Below are 19,430 nucleotides of genomic sequence, written 5' to 3'. Positions count from 1 at the left end.
GCTACACCCTCAATCCATATTCGGCCGCCGAGGCGATGCGGCGGTGAAAGCGCATGCGGCGCAGATATTCCAGCGGATCCTTCTTCACCACCAAGCTTCCCGCGGGCGTGTTGAGCCAATCATAAAGCCTGGTCAGCATGAAACGCATCGCCGAGCCTCGCGCCAGCATGGGCAGCGCTTCCACTTCCTCTTTCGACAGAGGCCGGACTGCGGTGTAGCCGCCAAGCAGCGCCATGCCCTTGGTGAGATTGAAGGAATTGTCCTTTTCGAAACACCATGCATTGAGACAAACGGCAACGTCATAAGCCAGAAGGTCGGTGCAGGCGAAATAGAAATCGATCAGGCCGGACAGTTTCTTGCCGAGAAAAAAGACGTTGTCGGGGAAAAGATCGGCATGGATCACGCCGGTCGGCAGGCTGGACGGCCAGTTGGCTTCCAACTCGGCGAGATCGGCCTCGACTTCCGCCTCCAGCCCTGACTCGACTTCATCGGCGCGATCGCGCGCCCGTTCCCACAAGGGCCGCCAGTCATCGACGGTGAGGCCGTTCTTGCGCCGGAGCGCGAAGTCCTGGCCGGCCAGATGCATCGCGGCCAGTGCCGCACCGACTTCACTGCAGTGCTCGACGGTCGGCCGCCGCATCCACATCCCTTCAAGGAAGGTGACGATAGCCGCCGGCCGCCCGGCCAGTTCGCCGATAGTCTCGCCGTCATTGCGCTTGACCGGCAGCGGGCAGCGGATGCCCTTGTCGGACAGATGCCGCATCAGGCCGAGGAAGAACGGCAGGTCATTGCGGTCGACCCGCTTTTCATAGAGCGTCAGGATATAGGGCGCACTCGATGCATGGAGCAGGAAGTTCGAGTTCTCGACCCCCTCTGCGATGCCCTTGTAGGAAAGCAATTCGCCGATGTCGTAATTGGCGAGAAATGCCGCCAACTCGATTTCGGAAATATCGGTGTAGACCGCCATCGGCTAGCGCGTCCCGTTGACGAATGCCATGTCGGCTTTGGTCAATTCGACATCGCGCAGAACGCGCATCACCGGGAAATCCTCCGTCTCCGTCGCCGTAACCGCCAGTTCCACCGAGACATCGAAACGCGCCCGGAAGGCGTCGATGATCTCGTCGACGATGATTTCCGGCGCCGATGCGCCAGCCGAAAGACCCAGCGTCGTAATGTCCCCGACCTCCTGCCATGGAATGTCGGTCGCGCGCTGGACCAGCAGTGACATGCGCGCGCCGGCGCGCTCCGCCACTTCGACCAGCCGGCGCGAATTCGATGAATTGGGTGCTCCCACGACCAAATAGAGATCAGCGCCCGGTGCCGTTTCCTTCACGGCTTCCTGGCGGTTGGTTGTGGCGTAGCAGATCGATTCCGCCGCCGCCGCCTGCATGGCGGGAAAGCGTTCCTGCAACGCTTCTATGATGTGCGCCGTGTCCTCGACCGACAGCGTGGTCTGGGTCACAAAGCCCAGCGCCAGCGGATCGGCCGGCGTGAAGCTTCGCGCATCGCCCTCGGTTTCGATCAGCGTCACCGCGCCTTCCGGCAACTGCCCCATGGTGCCGATCACCTCCGGATGCCCAGCATGACCGATCAACAGCACGTGGCGGCCAAGGCGCTGGTGGCGCATGGCCTGCTTGTGGACCTTCGAAACCAGCGGACAGGTGGCGTCGAGATAGAAGAGATTGCGCGCCACGGCATCAGCGGGAACAGACTTCGGCACACCGTGGGCGGAGAACACCACGGGGCAGTGGCGGTGATCGTCAGGTATCTCGGAAAGTTCTTCGATGAAGACCGCGCCAAGGTTTTGAAGCCCCTCGACAACATAGCGGTTGTGCACGATCTCATGGCGCACATACACCGGCGCACCATATTTCTTCAAGGCAAGCACGACGATCTGGATGGCTCTGTCGACACCGGCGCAGAAGCCGCGCGGCTGGCAAAGCCTGATCGTCAGCGGTGGCTTGGTCTCGGTCACTTCGGTGTTGGCCAGTCTCGTCTGCTGCATGAATTCCGCATCTCGTGTGAGGCCCGACATGGGACGGGCATCCCCGTCCTGTCAAGGTCGGCTAGGGTCGTCCCGGCCTTTTCGGGCGTCGCAACGAGATGAGCAGAACCCCGGCAAGGGCCGCCGCCAAGCCATACCAGGTGATGACGTATTGCAGATGGTTGTTGGGCAGGTCGACAAGGGTAACGCCACCTACCGGCAAGCCGCCAGAGTTGGGCGTCGCGTCGGCATCGATAAAGAACGGCACCAAGCGGTAGCCGGAAGCCAGGCCGGCGCTCGCAGCCATGGCGTCGCGGTCCTTCCAGTAGAAGATGTTCTTGGCCGGATCATTGTCCGGCACCATTCCCGACGGCTTTCCAGTGAGCGGATTGCGGCCGAGGCCTGTCACAGTCACGATGCCCGCGACCTGCCCCTCGGGACGCTTGGCCGGGTCCTTCATTTCATAAGGAACAAAGCCGCGATTGACGAAGACGAAGCTGCCATCATCCAATTTGAGCGGCGTAAACACATCGAAGCCCGACTGGCCTTGCCAAGTGGCGAAGAAGTGTCGCTCCGCTTCGTGCACGAACGTTCCCGTCGCCGTGACCGGCATATAGTCGACGTCGCCATCGGCGGCGAACTTCGTCTCGACCTCTGCCAGCGGCAAAGGTGCTGCATGCATGCGCTGGTCGATGGTCTGGAGAATGGCTTCTTTCCAGTGCAGTCGCTGCACCTGCCAGGTACCCAGCGCCAGAAGAACGGCGATACCAGCCAAGCCAAGTACGGCTGCAATCAAGGTGCGGCGCCGCGATGGCGCGCCAACCGACCCGGAAGAGCTTGTCATTGGCCCTCGTCCAACCTGCCCTCGGCAGCCTTGTTGCGGTATTGCAGGGTCAAAAGCACGCCCTTGATCAGCCTCAGCGCGGTCAGGCACAGGATCAGCACCAGCGGAACCCAAAGCACGAAATGCAGCCATAGCGGCGGGTTGAAGGAAACTTCCGTCCACAGGGCTAGCCCGACCACTATGAAACCGATGATGAGAATGACGAAAACGGCCGGGCCGTCGCCAGCGTCCGCATACGAATAATCCAGGCCGCAATTGCCGCACCCCTTACCGACGGTAAGGAAGCCGCAAAACAGACGCCCTTCCCCGCAGCGTGGGCATCTGCCGGCAAGGCCGGCCTGAACCGGAGCGATGGGTGGCCAGATGGCCTTGTCCTCATTCATCGGCGTCACACTACCAGCAAGCCGCTCCAAAAGATAAGGCGGCCACGTTGCCGCAGCCGCCTTGATGTCGCATTCCTGTTTCCGGTCAGTGAGCGATGACCGCTCCGGAAGAGGCCCAGACGTAGATCGAGGCAAAAAGGAACAACCACACCACGTCGACGAAATGCCAGTACCAGGCAGCAGCCTCGAAGCCGAAATGCTGCTTGGGCGTAAAGTCGCCGCGGATGGCGCGGATCAGGCAGACCGTCAAGAAGATGGTGCCGATCAGAACGTGGAAACCATGGAAGCCGGTCGCCATGAAGAAGGTCGCGCCGTAGATCGAGTCCTTGAAAGCGAACGGAGCATGAATGTACTCGTAAGCCTGCACGAAGCTGAAAAGGATGCCAAGGCCGACCGTCAGCGCCAGTCCGTTGATCAGGCCCTTGCGGTCACCATGGATCAGCGCGTGATGCGCCCACGTCACCGTCGTGCCGGAGAGCAGCAGGATGATGGTGTTGTAGAGCGGCAGATGGAAGGGGTCGAGCACCTCGATGCCCTTTGGCGGCCACACGCCGCCGGTGAACTCGGCGCGTGCATACTGGTGCGCTTCATTCGGGAACAGGCTGGCATCGAAGAAGGCCCAGAACCAGGCAACAAAGAACATCACCTCCGAGGCGATGAACATGATCATGCCGTAGCGCAGGTGCAGCGACACGACGCGGGTGTGGTGGCCCTCGTGTGCTTCCTTGATGGTGTCCGACCACCAGGCGAACATTGTGTAGAGAACGATGAGCACGCCGATGGCGAAAATCCATGGAGTCGCCAAATTCACACCGAAGAGGTGGAACTCGTTGCCCTTGAGGTATTGCATCCAGCCAACGCCGCCGATGGCCATGACCAGCGCGCCGACCGAGCCGATAAACGGCCACGGACTGGGATCGATGATGTGGTAGTCGTGTTGCGGTTTTGCGTGCGCGTCTGCCATGTCAGCCCCCGAGATTCCCTTCGGTGTTCGGAATTGTCTTGCCGCTTTCCTCGACCGGCGCTGCGGCTACCGGCTTGTCTCCCTCTATCGGGAACATCGTATAGGACAGCGTGATCGTCTTGATATCCTTCAGTTCCGGCACATCGACGATGTCGGGATCGACATAGAACACGACCGGCATATCCATAGTTTCGCCCGGCTTCAACGTGGTGTCGGTGAAGCAGAAGCATTCCACCTTGTTGAAATAGGCGCCGGCGAGATCGGGCGTGACGTTGAAGGTCGCCCGCCCTGTAACCGGCTGGCTCGCCACGTTGGTGGCCGTGTAGTGCGCCTGCGTCGTCTCGCCGATCTTGATCGTCACCGAGCGCACCACCGGCTCGAACTTCCACGGAATTCCGGCGGTGTTGGCGTCGAAGCGAATGGTGATGTCGCGATCGAGCACCCGGTCGGCATACTGCGTCACGCGCTGCGTGGTGCCGCCGTAACCGGTCACCTGGCAAAACAGCGTATAGAGCGGCACCGCGGCATACGCCATGCCGACCATCCCGACGAAGAAGGCCAAGCAAACGGCCGCAACGGCGCGATTGCTCTTCTGCCTTGCCCTATCCATGTCTGGTGCTGCGTTCATCGCCTCGCTCACATCGGCCGATTGAGGATGGCGGGGCCGAACTTGGCAATGGTCGCCACGTAGAAGATGACGACCAGCGCTGCCAGCGCCAGTCCGATCGCGATGGAACGGTTGCGCCGGGCTTTCCTCTGGCGTTCGGTAAGCGTCACGAGTTCAAGATCGTCCATCGCCATCACACTCCGCCAAGGCCCAGTGCGTGTTCGACGAGACGGTCGCCCAGATAAACGGCGAAGATCGCGAACAGGTAAAGCAGCGAATAACCGAACAGCGCCTTGGCCGGCTTCATCGCGCGGTCGGTATCGCTCATGCGCAACACCTTCCACGAATACCAGACGAAGCCTACCCCCAAAAGCGCGGCAACGATGCCATAGACGGCGGTCGTATAGCCAAGCGCCCAGGGCAACGCCCCAATTGGCGCCAACAGCAGCGCATAGGCGAAGATCTGCCTGCGCGTCGAAGCCTCGCCGGCGACATTCGGCATCATCGGAACGCCGGCACGCGCATAATCGTCAGACTTGAACAAAGCCAGCGCCCAGAAGTGCGGCGGCGTCCACAGGAAGATGATCAGGAACAGGATCACGCTTTCGAGGCTGACGGAGCCTGTTGCGGCCGCCCAGCCGATAATGGGCGGGAAGGCTCCGGCTGCCCCACCGATGACGATGTTCTGCGGTGTCCAGCGCTTCAGCCATATCGTGTAAACGACCGCGTAAAAGAAGATGGTGAAGGCAAGCAGCGACGCGGAGAGCCAGTTGACCAGCACGCCAAGGGTCATAACCGAGAGCACCGACAGCACCAGACCGAAGCTCAGCGCTTCGCCCGGGGTAACCTTGCCGGACGGCACCGGCCGGCTGGCGGTTCGGCTCATGACCGCATCGATGTCGGCGTCGTACCACATGTTGAGGGCACCGGAGGCGCCCGCACCGATGGCGATCGCCAAAATGGCAATCACGGCGATGAACGGGTTGATCGTCACGGGTGCCGCCACCAGGCCGACGAACGCGGTGAACACCACCAGCGACATCACCCGCGGCTTCAGCAGCGCAAAGAAATCGCCGGCTGTTGCTTCCGACATGCGGAAGTCGGCGTCCTCGATGCTTCTATGGTCGACCAGGGCCATGCGTACTCAAAAGTCCTATCATTCCGTTTGGCCAAAGCCGCCGACCATGGCCGGCGGCTTCGATTTCTACAGTCCGCCGCTCACTTGATGCGCGGCAGTTGCTCCCACTGGTGGTAGGGCGGCGGCGAAGGCAGTTGCCACTCCAATGTCGTTGCACCCTCGCCCCAAGGATTGGCGCCGGCGATCCGCTTCTTCGAAAACGCCTCGAATACGCCAACGAGGAAGATCAGCACGCCGAAAGCCGAGATGTAGGAGCCGTAGGAGGAAACCATGTTCCAGCCCGCGAACGCATCCGGATAGTCGATATAGCGGCGTGGCATGCCGGACAGGCCGAGGAAGTGTTGCGGGAAGAAGACCAGGTTGACGCCGATGAAGGTGACCCAGAAGTGAGCGCGGGCGATGAGCGGCGAATACATGTAGCCGGTCATCTTCGGGAACCAGTAGTACCATCCGGCAAAGATGGCGAACACCGAACCCAGCGACATCACGTAGTGGAAGTGCGCGACGACGTAATAAGTGTCGTGCACGGAGCGGTCGAAGCCGGCATTGGCAAGCTGCACGCCGGTGACGCCGCCGACCGTGAACAGGAACACGAAGGCGATCGCCCACAGCATCGGCGTACGGATGGTGATGGAACCGCCCCACATCGTGGCGACCCAGGAGAATATCTTCACGCCGGTCGGCACCGCGATGACCATGGTGGCGAAGGCGAAGTAGCGCTGGGTGTCGAGCGAGATGCCGCTGGTGAACATGTGGTGCGCCCACACGACGAAGCCGACGGCACCGATTGCCACCATGGCGTAAGCCATGCCGAGATAGCCGAACACCGGCTTCTTGGAGAAGGTCGAGATGATATGGCTGATGATGCCGAAGCCCGGCAGGATCAGGATATACACTTCCGGATGCCCGAAGAACCAGAACAGATGCTGGAACAGGACCGGGTCACCACCGCCATCGGGCGAGAAGAAGCTCGTGCCGAAATTGCGGTCGGTGAGAAGCATGGTGATGCCGCCGGCGAGCACCGGAAGCGACAGCAAAAGCAGGAAAGCGGTGATCAGCACGGACCAGGCGAACAGCGGCATCTTGTGCAGCGTCATGCCGGGAGCACGCATGTTGAAAATGGTGGTGATGAAGTTGATCGCACCAAGGATCGAGGACGCGCCGGCGATGTGGACCGACAGGATTGCCAGGTCCATGGCCGGGCCCGGCTGGCCCGAAGTGGAGAACGGCGGATACATGGTCCAGCCGCCGCCGATGCCGTAGGAACCGGGCGCGCTCGGCACGAAGAAGGAGATGAGCAGTAGAATCAGTGCCGGCGGCAACAGCCAGAACGAGATGTTGTTCATGCGCGGGAAAGCCATGTCCGGCGCGCCGATCATGATCGGCACCATCCAGTTGGCGAAGCCCCCGATCAGGGCAGGCATGACCATGAAGAAGATCATGATCAGGCCGTGCATGGTGGTGAAGGCGTTATACATCGCCTTGCCGCCATCGACGGCAGCGTCGCCTTCGAAACCGTAGACCATCTGGGCAAAGCCGGTGAATATCTGGATGCCCGGCTCGGCCAGTTCCATACGCATCATCACCGACATGAAGCCGCCGATCAGCCCCGCGATCACCGCGAAGATCAGATAAAGCGTCCCGATGTCCTTGTGGTTGGTCGAGTAGACCCACCGCACCCAGCCGCGGGGATGGTGGTGATCGTCGTGAGCTGCAGCATATACCATGTTCGGCTCCGTTGCCTGATCTAAACGGGTCGCGGCATCACTTGCCGGCGACCGCTACCTTGTTCGAGCTGCCGATCTCGGCCATCAGCGCCTTGTTGGCGCCGGGCAGATCGGCCTTGGCCGCAGCGAACCACGTATCGTACTGCGCCTGCGAAACGACGCGGATGGCGATCGGCATATAGGCGTGGTCCTTGCCGCACAGTTCAGAGCACTGGCCGTAATAGATGCCTTCCTTCTCGACCTTGAACCAGGTCTCGTTGGTACGGCCGGGCACTGCGTCGGTCTTGAGACCGAAGGCAGGCATCGCGAAGGCATGGATCACGTCGGAAGCCGTAACCAGCACGCGGACCATGGTATTGACGGGAACCACCATCTCATTGTCGACCGCCAGCAAGCGAGGATAGACGCCGGTGTCTTCCTTGCCGAGACCGGCGCGGTCGGCATCGGTCAGCACGGCGGAGTTGAAGGAAAGCAAGTCCTCGGTCTGGTATTCGTAGTCCCAGTTCCACTGGTTGGCCGTCGCCTTGACCGTCAGCTTGGCCTCTTCCGGCGGCGAATACTGCGCGGTGAGGAGCTGGAACGAGGGCACCGCCATGAACAGCAAGACCAGCACCGGGCCGACCGTCCAGATCACCTCGATCAGCGTGTTATGACTGGTGCGCGAGGCGACCGGGTTCACGCTGGCGCGAAACTTGATGATGCAATAGGCGAGCAGGAAAAGGACCAGCAGGGTGATCGGCACGATGAACCACAGCGTATAATGCTCGAACCAGGTGATCTGGTGCATTATGTCGGTGGCGGCCGGCTGAAAGTTCATTTCCCATTCCGCCGGCTGAGCCGCCTGGGCCGACGCCCCGGCAAGCAATGCGGCCGCAGCACTCAAGCCACCTGCAACGAAATTTCTCATCGCCCTCATCATCTCCCCTGCCTCGCGGCTCGGCCGCAAGAATATACAATGCACGCCGGGACGGGAATCCCGGACATTCCGTTGGTGGTTCAAACCATACTCTTTATCCCGCCGCAAGAAAGGAGGGCCAGTCATCATGCGGCATTTTTGCGCGCGCGGCCGGGGTGGAGGCCATCTGGCAGCCCAAACGCAGGCGGATTCGAAGCGGACCCTGGAGTAAAAAGCGGATCGAGGCTCGCTACCGGTGGCCAACTCATGTAAAAATTGCTTGAAAACCCCATTATTGCCGCAGTCGAAGGCGATTGAACCCATCCTCGTCCTTTCGCTTGGCTTCGGCGCAGCTTAAAGTGGCATGATTCGCAGTGGAGCCGTCATGAATTCTTGGGTTTCGAGAACCTTGGCGAAGGTCATTTTTCTCGCCGCCTTGTTGTGCGCCGGCTCAAGTCTCGCCGCGCAGCCAAGCGGCAGCGTGCGCTCCACTCATGGTGCGTGGTCGATCATCTGCGACACCCCGGCAGGCGCCAGCGCCGAACAATGCGTGATGATGCAGAACGTCGTCGCCGAGGATCGCCCCGAAATGGGCCTGTCGGTGGTCGTTTTGCGCACGGCCGACAACAAAGCCGAGATTCTGCGCGTGCTGGCACCGCTGGGTGTCCTGCTTCCCAACGGCCTCGGCCTCAACGTCGACGGCAAGGATATCGGCCGCGCCTACTTCGTGCGCTGCTTCCAGGATGGCTGCTATGCGGAAGTCATCCTGGAAAAGTCGTTGCTGGATACGCTGAAGACCGGAACGGCGGCCACCTTCATCATCTTCCAGACGCCGGAAGAGGGCATAGGCATTCCGGTCGACCTCCAGGGTTTCGCCGACGGCTTCGCCGCGCTGCCTTAAGCCTCGCTTCAACGATGTGCATTGCCGAGCGGCCTTCGCGCGCCTACATCGGTTGCGAAACCCTGCCCTGAAGGTAGCCGCGCCATGACCAGCCTCATCAGCCAGTTCGACATTTCCGACGACCGTATCCGCAAAGTGGTCGCCGATACGCTGCAAGGCGCCGACGACGGCGAACTCTATCTCGAATACAGCGAGAGCGAAGCGCTGATGTTCGACAACGGCCGGCTGAAGACGGCGAATTTCAACACCGACCAGGGCTTCGGGTTGCGCGCCGTTGCCGGCGAGGCAACCGGCTACGCCCATTCGAGCGAGTTGTCGCAAGCGGCGCTGCTGCGAGCCTCGGACGCGGTCTCGGCGGTCAAGGGCGGTTATTCCGGCCAGCTTGCGGCAGCGCCTCAGCGCACCAACCGCCATCTCTACAGTGACGAGAACCCGATCCCCTCGCCGCCCTTCGAGGCCAAGGCCAAACTCCTTCAGGAAATCGATGCATGGCTGCGCGCCGAAGACCCGCGCGTGCGGCAGGTCACTGCTTCGCTGGCGTCGTCGTGGCAGCATGTCGAGATCCTGCGTGGCGACGGTCAGTTGGTGCGCGACATCCGCCCTCTGGTCAGGATCAACGTTGCCGTCATCGTCGGTGACGGCGAGCGGCAGGAAAGCGGCTCCTTTGGCATGGGCGGCCGCAAGGGTTTCGGCGAATTCCTGATCGAGGATAGCTGGAAGCACGCCGCCAAGGAGGCGCTCAGGCAAGCGCTGGTCAATCTCGAGGCCGTGCCTGCGCCCGCCGGCACTTTCGACATCGTTTTGTCCAGCGGCTGGCCGGGCGTCATGCTGCACGAAGCGGTCGGCCACGGGCTGGAAGGCGACTTCAACCGCAAGAAGACTTCGGCCTTCGCCGGACTGATGGGTCAGCAGGTCGCCGCCAAGGGCGTCACCGTGGTGGACGACGGCACCATAGCCGAACGGCGCGGCTCACTCACGGTTGACGATGAGGGCACGCCTTCTGCCCACAACGTGCTGATCGAGGACGGCAAGCTGGTCGGCTACATGCAGGACCGGCAGAATGCCCGCCTGATGGGCATGGCCGCCACCGGCAACGGGCGGCGTGAAGGCTATGCCCACCAGCCGATGCCGCGCATGACCAACACCTACATGACTGCCGGCGACATGGAGCCGGACGAAATTATTTCTTCGGTGAAGAAAGGCATCTACGCCGTGTCCTTCGGCGGCGGCCAAGTCGACATCACCTCAGGCAAGTTCGTGTTCGGCTGCACCGAGGCCTACATGATCGAAAACGGCAAGGTCACCCAGCCGATCAAGGGCGCCATGCTGATCGGCAACGGTCCGGATGCCATGCACCGGGTTTCCATGATCGGCAACGACATGAAGCTCGACACAGGCATCGGCATGTGCGGCAAGGCCGGGCAAGGCGTGCCGGTCGGCGTCGGCCAGCCGCATCTGCGCATGAACCAGATGACGGTCGGCGGCACCCAGGTCTGAATTTACGTCACAGCCATGAAGCGGGCGATTTGGGCAGGCGGTGGTCGGGATCGATGACATCGAGGCGCGGTCCGCCCTTGCCATTCCAGTCCCACAGCGCAACGCAAGTGCCGCCGGGCGACATGAAGGACGGATAGACAACGCCGTGCCATCCGTCCTTCAGCAGGCTCTTGCGCAATCTGTGCGTTTGCGGAACTTGCTTGCGATCCATCGCATCGCGCCACTCGCATTTGTGGATGGCGTCGCTCACACCGAGTTCGGCAAGTATGTTTCGGTCGGTCAGGTCGGCCAGCCGCGCGCCGGACAATTCAAGTTGCGCGATCAAGGCCGGATGCTGGACAAAGCCTTGATTGTACTCGGCCCAAGCGGTGGAGAGTTCGCGCGCCGCATAGATCGCCGGGGCGCCGACCGGATTCCAGCGGCCGCCGAAGCGGGCAGCACCGTCGCCCGACAACGGCATATGCGCCCATTGCGGCACGAAGGCGCGCCACAGGGTCAGTTTCTGCCCGGTGTCAGGCATAGACGCCGGAGCGCACGGCCTCCAGATAGGCGAGAACCTTGTCGGCCTTGCCTTCATGCACGAGGTCGTAGGCGGTCTTGCCCGCCCAGCCGGGGATGGGCTGGTGCTTGAACCAGATCGCGGCGCGCTGCTCGTCGCCGGCCATCTCGCCCGCCATCGCCAGGATGCGCACGACCGGGCTCAGCGCCGCGTCGACCTTGCGCGCGCCCGCCTTGGCGGCAAGCGTGTTGCGGGCGACGCCGATCAGGCCGGCCAGTTCGGTGAGGTTGACGCCAAGCAGTTCGGCCACCCGCCGTGCCGACAAAAATGGCGACTTGCCCTCACCGAAGCGCGAGGCCGGAATTTCAAGGACTGCGGAGGTCATGATGCCTCCTCCATGCATGAATTGACTTGATACCATCAAAATAGGCGCAAAAGACGTGCAATTCAAGCGCAGGCTCTTACCGGCGCTTCTTCGGCTTCTCCAGCAGCGCCACTGCCTCGACATGCGCAGACCATAGAAATTGATCGACGGGAGTGATGCTTTTCAGGCGGTAGCCGCCGTCGATGAGGATGGCGAGGTCGCGCGCCAGGGTTACCGGATTGCACGACACGGCGGCAACGAACGGCACGTCGGACCTCGCAAGTTGCTTCGACTGGTCTTCCGCACCGGCACGCGGCGGATCGAAGACGACGCCGTCGAAGGTATTCAATTCCTTGAAGGTCAGCGGCCGCCGAAACAGGTCGCGGCGCTCGGTGGTGACGCGTTTGAGGCCGGTGGCGAAGCGAAAGCCATGGTCGAGCGCTGCAAGGGCAGCCGCATCCCCTTCCACCGCGTGGACTTCCGATTTCGCCGCAAGCCGCAGCGCAAAGCTGCCGCAACCGGCAAACAGATCCGCCACCTTCCTGGCGCGCGCCAGATGCTGGCCGACCATCGCGGCCATCGCCTGCTCGGCCGCCTGCGTCGCCTGCAGAAATGCGCCAGACGGAACGGCGACCGCGACCGTGCCGAACGTCACCACAGGCTTCCTTGGCTCGACAATGATTTCGCCATCGATGGTCAGGCGCGCGAACTTCTGGGCGATGACGAAGTTGGCGGCGATGCGGCGCTGGTGTTCGCCCAGCGTGCCTGAATCCTGGGCCGCGATATCGAGGCCGGCAGTGGTCGCCGTCACCGTCATATGGAAGGATTTGGTTGTCGCGCAGATCAGCCCGGCAAGCGCCTTCAAAGGGTCAAGCGCGGCGACGATTTCCGGCAGGGTAATCGAGCATTCGGTTATGGAAATGACTTCGCTGGATAGCGCCCGGACGAAGCCGAACAACATTTCACCGGCCGCCTTTCGGGCGGTGAAGACGACGCGGCGGCGGCTATGCGGTTCGCAGGGCACGATCGGGGCGATTTCGGCGGTGATGCCCTTCATCTTCAGCGCATACTCAACCTTGCCACGCTTCCATTGCAGATAGGCTTGCGCCTCCAGATGCTGCACGGCGCAGCCGCCGCATTCGGTGAAATGCCGGCAGGCAGGCGCCACGCGCAGCGGCGAAGGCTCGATCACAGCCATCAGTGTGGCGCGGTCGCGTTGACGCGCGGCGTTCACCGTTTCGCCCGGCAGCGCGAACGGGATGAAAACGTCGCCCTGTTCGGTTTCGGCAATACCGTCGCCCTGCGAGCCAAGTTTTTCGATGGTAAAGCGCGCGTTCATCGCGTCTTTTCTCCGGCAAGCAGGAACTCGCGGTTGCCGTCGCCGCCTTCGATGGGCGACGGGCAAAATCCGATCGCCCGCCAGCCCGGCATGGCATCGAGCCAGGCCCGCAACTCTTCGGCAACGCGGTCGCCATCGTCCGGGTTCTTCAGCAAGCCGCCCTTGCCGATTGCGTCCTTGCCGGCCTCGAACTGCGGCTTGACGAGCAGGACGGCCCTCGCGCCGGTTTCGGCCAAAGCCAGCGCCGGCGGCAGCGCCAGTTTCAGCGAAATGAAGCTGACGTCCGACACGATGAAATCGGGCATGCGTCCGCCGAGATCGGCGACGGTGAGGTCGCGGGCGTTCAACCCTTCGATGGACGTCACGCGCGGATCGGCGGCAATCTTTTCGTGTATCTGGCCGTGGCCGACATCTATGGCGCTGACATGCGCCGCACCACGTTCCAGAAGCACTTGAGTGAAGCCCCCGGTCGAAGCGCCGATGTCGAGCGCTTCGCAACCCAAGGCATCAAAGCGGAAATGCTCCAGCCCGGCGATCAGTTTCAGCGCCGCCCGCGAGACATAGGCCTGTGCGGGATCGTCGACGGCGATTGCCACATCGCAGGACACGCCCTGCCCTGCCTTGCGCATGATTGCACCCTCCACGCTCACCGTGCCGCGCTCGATGGCATCGCGGGCACGCGAGCGGCTGGCGAACAGCCCGCGGCTGACGAGGAGTTCGTCAAGCCGCTGGCGCGCGCTGGCTGGCTGGAAAGGCTTCATCGGTCTTCATTGACGAAAGGCGGCAGCGAAGGCAAGCACCACGAGCAGGCCGGGTCATGGAAACGGCTCAGGCTAGACGGGCCGCTTCAAGTTCCGACGTCCCAATCAAGCGCGTTGCGCATCGACGGATCGGCCGAGCGCGGCAAAGACGGCATGCACTATACCGGCCACATCCAGCCCGGCGTCGGCGTACATCTTTTCCGGCTTGCCATGATCGGTGAAGGCATCCGGCAGCACCAGCGGGCGCACCTTCAGCCCGGTTTCGAGCAGGCCCTCATGCGCCAGGAAGTGCAGCACATGGCTGGCGAAGCCGCCAATGGCACCCTCCTCGACCGTCACCAGCACATCGTGCGAACGGGCGAGCCGCCGCACCATGTCCTCGTCCAGCGGCTTGGCAAAGCGCGCATCGGCAACAGTGGTCGAAAGTCCAGCCGCGCCAAGTTCCTCGGCGGCCAGCAGGCAGTCGGCAAGCCGTGTTCCGAAGGAAAGCAGCGCGACGCTGGTGCCTTCCTTGACGATCCGGCCCTTGCCGATCTCCAGCACCGAACCGCGCTCGGGCAGGTCGACGCCGACGCCATTGCCGCGCGGATAGCGGAAGGAAATCGGACCCCCGTCATAGCTTGCGGCGGTGCGCACCATGTGGCGCAACTCGGCCTCGTCCGCAGCCGCCATGACGACGAAGCCCGGCAAGGAGGCAAGGAAGGTGGTGTCGAACGCGCCGCAATGGGTGGCGCCGTCCGCCCCGACATAGCCGGCGCGGTCGATAGGGAAGCGAACCGGCAATTTCTGGATCGCCACGTCATGCACCACCTGGTCGTAGGCGCGCTGCAGGAAGGTGGAATAGATCGCGGCAAACGGCTTATAGCCTTCCGTGGCGAGGCCGGCGGCAAACGTCACCCCATGCTGCTCGGCAATACCGACATCGAAGGTGCGGCTCGGGAACGCCTCGCCAAACAGGTCGAGACCGGTCCCGCCCGGCATGGCCGCTGTGACAGCAACGACGCGGTCGTCCGCGCGCGCCTCCTGGATCAGGCTTTCGGCAAACACCTTGGTGTAGCTCGGCGCGTTGGCCGGAGCCTTGGCCTGCGCGCCGGTAATGACGTCGAAGCGGTTGACGCCGTGATACTTGTCGGCCGCGGCCTCGGCCGGCGCGTAGCCCTTGCCCTTCTGCGTCACGACATGGATCAGCACAGGTCCCGTGCCGTGGTCGCGGACGTTCTTTAGCACCGGAACCAGATGTTCCAGATTGTGCCCGTCGATGGGGCCGATGTGGAAAAAGCCCATTTCCTCGAACAGCGTGCCACCGGTGACATAGCCGCGCGCATGCTCCACCGCGCGGGTGATTGCCCGGTCGGCCCGCTCGCCGAGATAAGCCGTCAGTTTCTTGCCGAGTTCGCGGAAGCCCTGATAGGTCCTGCCGGACGAAAGACGCGCCAGATAGGCGCTCATCGCCCCGACCGGCGGCGCGATCGACATGTCGTTGTCGTTCAAAATAACGATGAGGCGCGAACCCAGCGCGCCGGCATTGTTCAGGGCCTCGTAGGCCATGCCGGCCGACAGCGCGCCGTCACCGATGACGGCAATGACGTTGTTCCTGCCGCCGGACAGATCGCGCGCCACCGCCATGCCGAGGCCGGCCGAGATCGAGGTCGATGAGTGGGCTGCGCCGAAGGGGTCGTATTCGCTCTCTTCGCGCTTGGTGAAGCCCGACAGTCCGCCCTCCTGCCGCAATGTACGGATGCGGTCGCGGCGGCCGGTCAGGATCTTGTGCGGATAGGCCTGGTGGCCGACGTCCCAGATCACGCGATCCTGCGGGGTGTTGAAGACGTAGTGCAGGGCGACGGTCAGTTCGACGACGCCCAGTCCCGCGCCCAGATGGCCGCCGGTCTGCGACACGGCGTCGATCATCTCGATGCGCAGTTCCGCCGCCAATTGCGGCAAGGCCGATTCGGCAAGGCCGCGCAGATCCGCTGGAATACGAACCTTGTCCAGAAGCGGGGTGTCGGGTTTGGGGTTCACGTCAGCGGCCCATCCAGATTCCTATCGGTGACAAGCCGATAGGCCGTGCAGTCGCGAATGTAAATGCGAGAACGCCTCCCGTCAGCCCTCGGGCAGCGGAATGAATTCCTCCTCGTCGCCGGGCACGATATCGAAGCGGCCGGTCTTCCATTCTTCCTTGGCCTGTTCGATGCGTTCCTTGGACGAAGACACGAAATTCCACCAGATGTAGCGCTTGGAGCCCAGCGAAGCGCCGCCGAACAGCATGAAATGCGCGCCAAGTTCCGACGACACCACGATTTCGTCACCGGGCTTGAATACCAGCAGGCGCTCGGCCGGGAAGCGGTCGCCTGAAATCGAAACCTCGCCTTCCAGCGTATAGATTGCCCGCTCCTCGCTATCTGCCGGAATTTTGACCCTGGCTCCGGACGAAAGCCTGATGTCGGCATAGAGCGTTTCCGAAGTTGCCCGCACGGGCGACTGCATGCCTGAAAAAGAGCCGATGACGACGCGCCCTTTCACCCCTTCCGCATCGAATTGCGGCAAGGTGGTGCTGGCCGTGTTCTCGAACAACGGCGCGACTTCTTCCTTGCTGTCAGGCAAGGCCAGCCATGTCTGCAGGCCGGACACCGACATCGGCGCGCCGCGCAATTCCTCCGGCGTGCGTTCGGAATGGACAATGCCGCGCCCGGCCGTCATCAAATTCACGTCGCCCGGTTCGATGACCATCTCGGTGCCGAGAGAATCGCGGTGCCTGATCTTGCCGTCGAACAGATAGGTGACCGTGGAGAGCCCGATATGCGGGTGCGGACGCACATCGAGCGCCTGCCCTGCCCTCAGGATCGCCGGCCCCATGCGGTCGAAGAAGATGAACGGACCGACCAATCTTCGCCGCGCGGTCGGCAAGGCGCGCCGTACCTGGAAGCCGTCAATGTCGCGGGCGTTGGGGATCACCATCAATTCGATGGCGTCGCAGGCGAAGGCATCGCCGATACTGGGATCGTTCCCGGGAAAGAAGCTCATTAGCGCGGCTCCTTGCTTCAGCACATGGCGGAAAGTCTATACGCCGCAGGCTGGACGAGAAAGCCGCAAAGCCGCGACGTACTGTTCAATCGTCGCCGCCTGAAACGGCGGCCTATTCGCCGTCGAGCGGCTCCGTGCCAACCGGCTTGCCGTCGCGCGACAGGCGGATCTTCTCCACCTTGTCCTCGGCCGCCTTCAGAAGCCGGTCGCAATGTGCCTTCAGCGCCTCGCCGCGCTCATAGATGCGGATCGACTGGTCGAGCGCCACGTCGCCACGCTCCAGGTCCACGACGATCTTCTCCAAGGCGTCGAGCGCCTGCTCGAAGCTCATCGCCCTGACGTCTTCATTCGCCTCGCCAGCCATGTCCTATCCCTTCATCAAGCGCGCGACATGGGCCGCGACCGAAAATGCCAGTCCTTGCAGATCGTAGCCGCCTTCCAGCAGGCTGACGAGCCGATTGCTGCTATAGCGCCCCGCGCGATCCATCAACTGGCCGGTTGCCCAGTCGAAGTCATCCTCGACCAGATTGATCTCGGCCAGCGGATCGCGGTGGTGCGCGTCGAAACCCGCCGAAATGATGATCAGGTCAGGCCGGAATTCGTCCAGCGCCGGCAAAATCCGCGTCTCGAACGCTTCTTGGAAGGTGTCGGAGCCGGTCTGCGGAGAAAGCGGCGCGTTGACGATGTTGCCTGCGCCCGTCTCGTTCTTCGCGCCGGTGCCGGGATAAAGCGGCATCTGATGCGTCGAACAGTAAAGCACGCTCGGATCGTCCCAGAAGATGTCTTGCGTGCCGTTGCCGTGATGCACGTCCCAATCGACGATGGCGACACGCTCGGCGCCATGCTTGTTCTGGGCATGGCGGGCGGCGATGGCCGCATTGTTGAACAGGCAAAAGCCCATCGCCGTCGTCTTCTCGGCATGGTGGCCCGGCGGGCGGGCAGCGACGAAGGCATTGGCGGCCCGGTCCTCGAACACATCGTCGACGGCGGCATTGGCAGCACCTATGGCGGTCAGCGCCGCCTGCCAGCTTTTCGGGCTGGCGGTGGTATCGGCGTCGATGCGGGCGATACCTGTATCCGGAACAGATGCGCGCACGCGCGCGACGAAGTCGGCCGGATGCGCATAGAGGATGGTTGCTTCGTCGCCCTCCGGCGCTTGCACGCGATCAAGTGCAGAAAATGCCTCGTCACCCAGCGCCCGCTCAATGGCGCGCAGCCGGTCGGGCCGCTCGGGATGGCCTGGCGGGGTTATGTGCTCAAGGTAGATCGGATGGGTGTAGAGGCGCGTGACCATGCCCCGATATAGGCGCGCCGGCGCCGCTTGGCCATGTTTTCACGGCCTCAAGGCACGACGATCAACAGATTCAGGTACCCGGCGCCGCCCGCCCGCCACCAAATGACCCGATCGCCTTGTCCTTCAATTCGCGGAACTTCCCCGATGCTTCCGCCAATTTGCGGTCCCATTCGGGATTGGGCACCTGGCCCTCGATGGCGCGGAAATAGACCTGCATCAGGCACGCTATGGCGAAAGGCTCGATGAACGCCGCCTTGAACGCCCAGGCAAACACGATTGCGAACACGAAGGCCCAGCCGCCGAGTTGGCCGGGCATAAGATAGAGGATCGCTCCCGCCGGCGCGATCATGACGAGGAAGATCAGGAACGACACCACCCACATCATCACCGCCAGCCATACCGCATTCTTGAGCATCACCTTGCCGTTCTGCGCATAAAGCACGACGCCCTGCCGGGCGCTCTCGAATGGAGAGGAAGAATTCATGCGGATATTGTAGCCAAGGATGATCTCATCGACATAGGTCAGCGAAATCCGCACCACTGTGTTGGCAAAACGCACCAGCCCGTCGAGGCCCGGTATGGGCAGGAACGCGGCAATACCTCCGATCAGGCCGGTGATGGCGCGGGTCGCGCCCTTCACAAGCTGACCCACCACGAACAGGATGTTCGCCTCGGCAAAGCGCTGCGTCACGATCTGCCTTGCATAGGCGATCTGGTTCTGGCCATCCGGCACCTCACGTCCATCGACCAGATGGACCATGACCGTGATATGGCCTGCCTTGACGATGTAGAGGATGTATTCGCGGACCCAGTAGACGGCAATCGACACCAGGCCGAAGCCTACGACGCCACCCCATACTGCGAAGGATGCCGGCCCATCGGGATCGGAGGAGATGTGGCCGACGCCATACCCGACACCGGCGCCCGATCCGGTGGCCAGGATATAGGCCAGCGTGATGCCGAAATAGACAATCATGCGCAGGACGATGAAGGGCCATGTCCGCATCATGATGGACAGCGAGGCACTGACGCTGAAATCCCACATCGCCTGATTCCCCCTTCACCAGCGAGCCGGGAAGATGAAGACAATACGACGGAAGGTCAACCGATTGGGCGCAGCGCGCCCAAGCCGTGCTCCGCTCGTGCGCGTCGCGATCTTTCAGATCACTGGACGCATTCCAGATATTTGTTTTTATCCCGAAACCCGTTCCC

At 62.5% G+C, this 19,430-nt stretch carries 21 protein-coding genes; 2 read left to right on the top strand and 19 right to left on the bottom strand.

Annotated elements, in window-relative coordinates; genetic code table 11:
- Position 1 precedes the first annotated feature (1 nt).
- From ASD64_RS09705 to coxB, 10 genes are all read right to left on the bottom strand, one after another.
- Positions 2-967, bottom strand: coding sequence for a homoserine kinase (locus ASD64_RS09705; protein WP_056104253.1), 966 nt, complete (start codon positions 965-967; stop codon positions 2-4).
- A gap of 3 nt (positions 968-970) precedes the next feature.
- Positions 971-2,005, bottom strand: a complete 1,035-nt coding sequence (ispH, locus tag ASD64_RS09700) for a 4-hydroxy-3-methylbut-2-enyl diphosphate reductase (RefSeq protein ID WP_056104250.1) — start codon at positions 2,003-2,005, stop codon at positions 971-973.
- A 61-nt stretch (positions 2,006-2,066) separates the two neighbouring features.
- Positions 2,067-2,828 (bottom strand): SURF1 family protein, encoded by a 762-nt coding sequence (locus tag ASD64_RS09695; RefSeq protein WP_056104246.1) that lies wholly within the window; start codon positions 2,826-2,828, stop codon positions 2,067-2,069.
- A complete protein-coding gene (locus ASD64_RS09690) occupies positions 2,825-3,211 on the bottom strand; it encodes a DUF983 domain-containing protein (RefSeq protein ID WP_056104244.1) in 387 nt (128 codons plus the stop codon). The genes ASD64_RS09695 and ASD64_RS09690 overlap by 4 nt, the downstream gene beginning before the upstream one ends.
- An 85-nt stretch (positions 3,212-3,296) precedes the next feature.
- Positions 3,297-4,175: a cytochrome c oxidase subunit 3 gene (locus tag ASD64_RS09685; protein ID WP_056104241.1), complete on the bottom strand. Its 879-nt coding sequence runs from the start codon at positions 4,173-4,175 to the stop codon at positions 3,297-3,299.
- Between the two features lies 1 nt (position 4,176).
- Entirely contained in the window at positions 4,177-4,803 is a 627-nt protein-coding gene (locus ASD64_RS09680) for a cytochrome c oxidase assembly protein (RefSeq protein WP_056104239.1), read from the bottom strand.
- Between the two features lie 8 nt (positions 4,804-4,811).
- Positions 4,812-4,970, bottom strand: coding sequence for a hypothetical protein (locus ASD64_RS21260; protein WP_162249064.1), 159 nt, complete (start codon positions 4,968-4,970; stop codon positions 4,812-4,814).
- A gap of 5 nt (positions 4,971-4,975) precedes the next feature.
- Positions 4,976-5,920: a heme o synthase gene (locus tag ASD64_RS09670; protein ID WP_056104232.1), complete on the bottom strand. Its 945-nt coding sequence runs from the start codon at positions 5,918-5,920 to the stop codon at positions 4,976-4,978.
- Between the two features lie 80 nt (positions 5,921-6,000).
- A complete protein-coding gene (ctaD, locus tag ASD64_RS09665) occupies positions 6,001-7,647 on the bottom strand; it encodes a cytochrome c oxidase subunit I (protein WP_056104230.1) in 1,647 nt (548 codons plus the stop codon).
- 37 nt (positions 7,648-7,684) lie between these two features.
- Positions 7,685-8,554 carry a cytochrome c oxidase subunit II gene (coxB, locus tag ASD64_RS09660; RefSeq protein WP_200957819.1) on the bottom strand — a complete coding sequence of 290 codons (870 nt, stop codon included), beginning with the start codon at positions 8,552-8,554 and terminating at the stop codon, positions 7,685-7,687.
- Between the two features lie 373 nt (positions 8,555-8,927).
- On the opposite strand from coxB, the gene ASD64_RS09655 reads away from it, so the two are divergent.
- Positions 8,928-9,443, top strand: coding sequence for an invasion associated locus B family protein (locus ASD64_RS09655; RefSeq protein ID WP_056105016.1), 516 nt, complete (start codon positions 8,928-8,930; stop codon positions 9,441-9,443).
- 84 nt (positions 9,444-9,527) lie between these two features.
- Entirely contained in the window at positions 9,528-10,940 is a 1,413-nt protein-coding gene (tldD, locus tag ASD64_RS09650; protein ID WP_056104227.1) for a metalloprotease TldD, read from the top strand.
- Between the two features lie 7 nt (positions 10,941-10,947).
- On the opposite strand, the gene ASD64_RS09645 is transcribed toward tldD, so the two are convergent.
- The 9 genes from ASD64_RS09645 to ASD64_RS09605 form a co-directional block, all read right to left on the bottom strand.
- Positions 10,948-11,460: an RES family NAD+ phosphorylase gene (locus ASD64_RS09645; RefSeq protein WP_056104224.1), complete on the bottom strand. Its 513-nt coding sequence runs from the start codon at positions 11,458-11,460 to the stop codon at positions 10,948-10,950.
- Positions 11,453-11,824 carry an antitoxin Xre/MbcA/ParS toxin-binding domain-containing protein gene (locus tag ASD64_RS09640; RefSeq protein ID WP_056105014.1) on the bottom strand — a complete coding sequence of 124 codons (372 nt, stop codon included), beginning with the start codon at positions 11,822-11,824 and terminating at the stop codon, positions 11,453-11,455. The genes ASD64_RS09645 and ASD64_RS09640 overlap by 8 nt, the downstream gene beginning before the upstream one ends.
- A gap of 76 nt (positions 11,825-11,900) precedes the next feature.
- Positions 11,901-13,142 (bottom strand): class I SAM-dependent RNA methyltransferase, encoded by a 1,242-nt coding sequence (locus ASD64_RS09635; RefSeq protein WP_056104222.1) that lies wholly within the window; start codon positions 13,140-13,142, stop codon positions 11,901-11,903.
- Positions 13,139-13,903, bottom strand: coding sequence for a TlyA family RNA methyltransferase (locus tag ASD64_RS09630; RefSeq protein ID WP_056104220.1), 765 nt, complete (start codon positions 13,901-13,903; stop codon positions 13,139-13,141). Before ASD64_RS09630 ends, ASD64_RS09635 begins: the two co-directional genes overlap by 4 nt.
- Positions 13,904-14,008: 105 nt before the next feature.
- Entirely contained in the window at positions 14,009-15,922 is a 1,914-nt protein-coding gene (gene dxs, locus ASD64_RS09625; RefSeq protein ID WP_056104218.1) for a 1-deoxy-D-xylulose-5-phosphate synthase, read from the bottom strand.
- A gap of 81 nt (positions 15,923-16,003) precedes the next feature.
- Positions 16,004-16,924 (bottom strand): pirin family protein, encoded by a 921-nt coding sequence (locus tag ASD64_RS09620; RefSeq protein ID WP_056104215.1) that lies wholly within the window; start codon positions 16,922-16,924, stop codon positions 16,004-16,006.
- A 112-nt stretch (positions 16,925-17,036) separates the two neighbouring features.
- Positions 17,037-17,288: an exodeoxyribonuclease VII small subunit gene (locus ASD64_RS09615; protein WP_056104212.1), complete on the bottom strand. Its 252-nt coding sequence runs from the start codon at positions 17,286-17,288 to the stop codon at positions 17,037-17,039.
- Between the two features lie 3 nt (positions 17,289-17,291).
- The gene (locus tag ASD64_RS09610; RefSeq protein ID WP_056104208.1) at positions 17,292-18,218 is read right to left on the bottom strand and encodes a histone deacetylase family protein; all 927 of its coding nucleotides are present in this window, start codon (positions 18,216-18,218) and stop codon (positions 17,292-17,294) included.
- A 70-nt stretch (positions 18,219-18,288) separates the two neighbouring features.
- Entirely contained in the window at positions 18,289-19,263 is a 975-nt protein-coding gene (locus ASD64_RS09605; protein ID WP_056104205.1) for a hypothetical protein, read from the bottom strand.
- Positions 19,264-19,430 lie beyond the last annotated feature (167 nt).

This window comes from Mesorhizobium sp. Root157 (assembly GCF_001427385.1).
GTDB lineage: Bacteria > Pseudomonadota > Alphaproteobacteria > Rhizobiales > Rhizobiaceae > Mesorhizobium.
The sequence above is the reverse complement of the archived record's forward strand: the minus strand, read 5'-3'. Positions and strand labels throughout refer to the sequence as shown.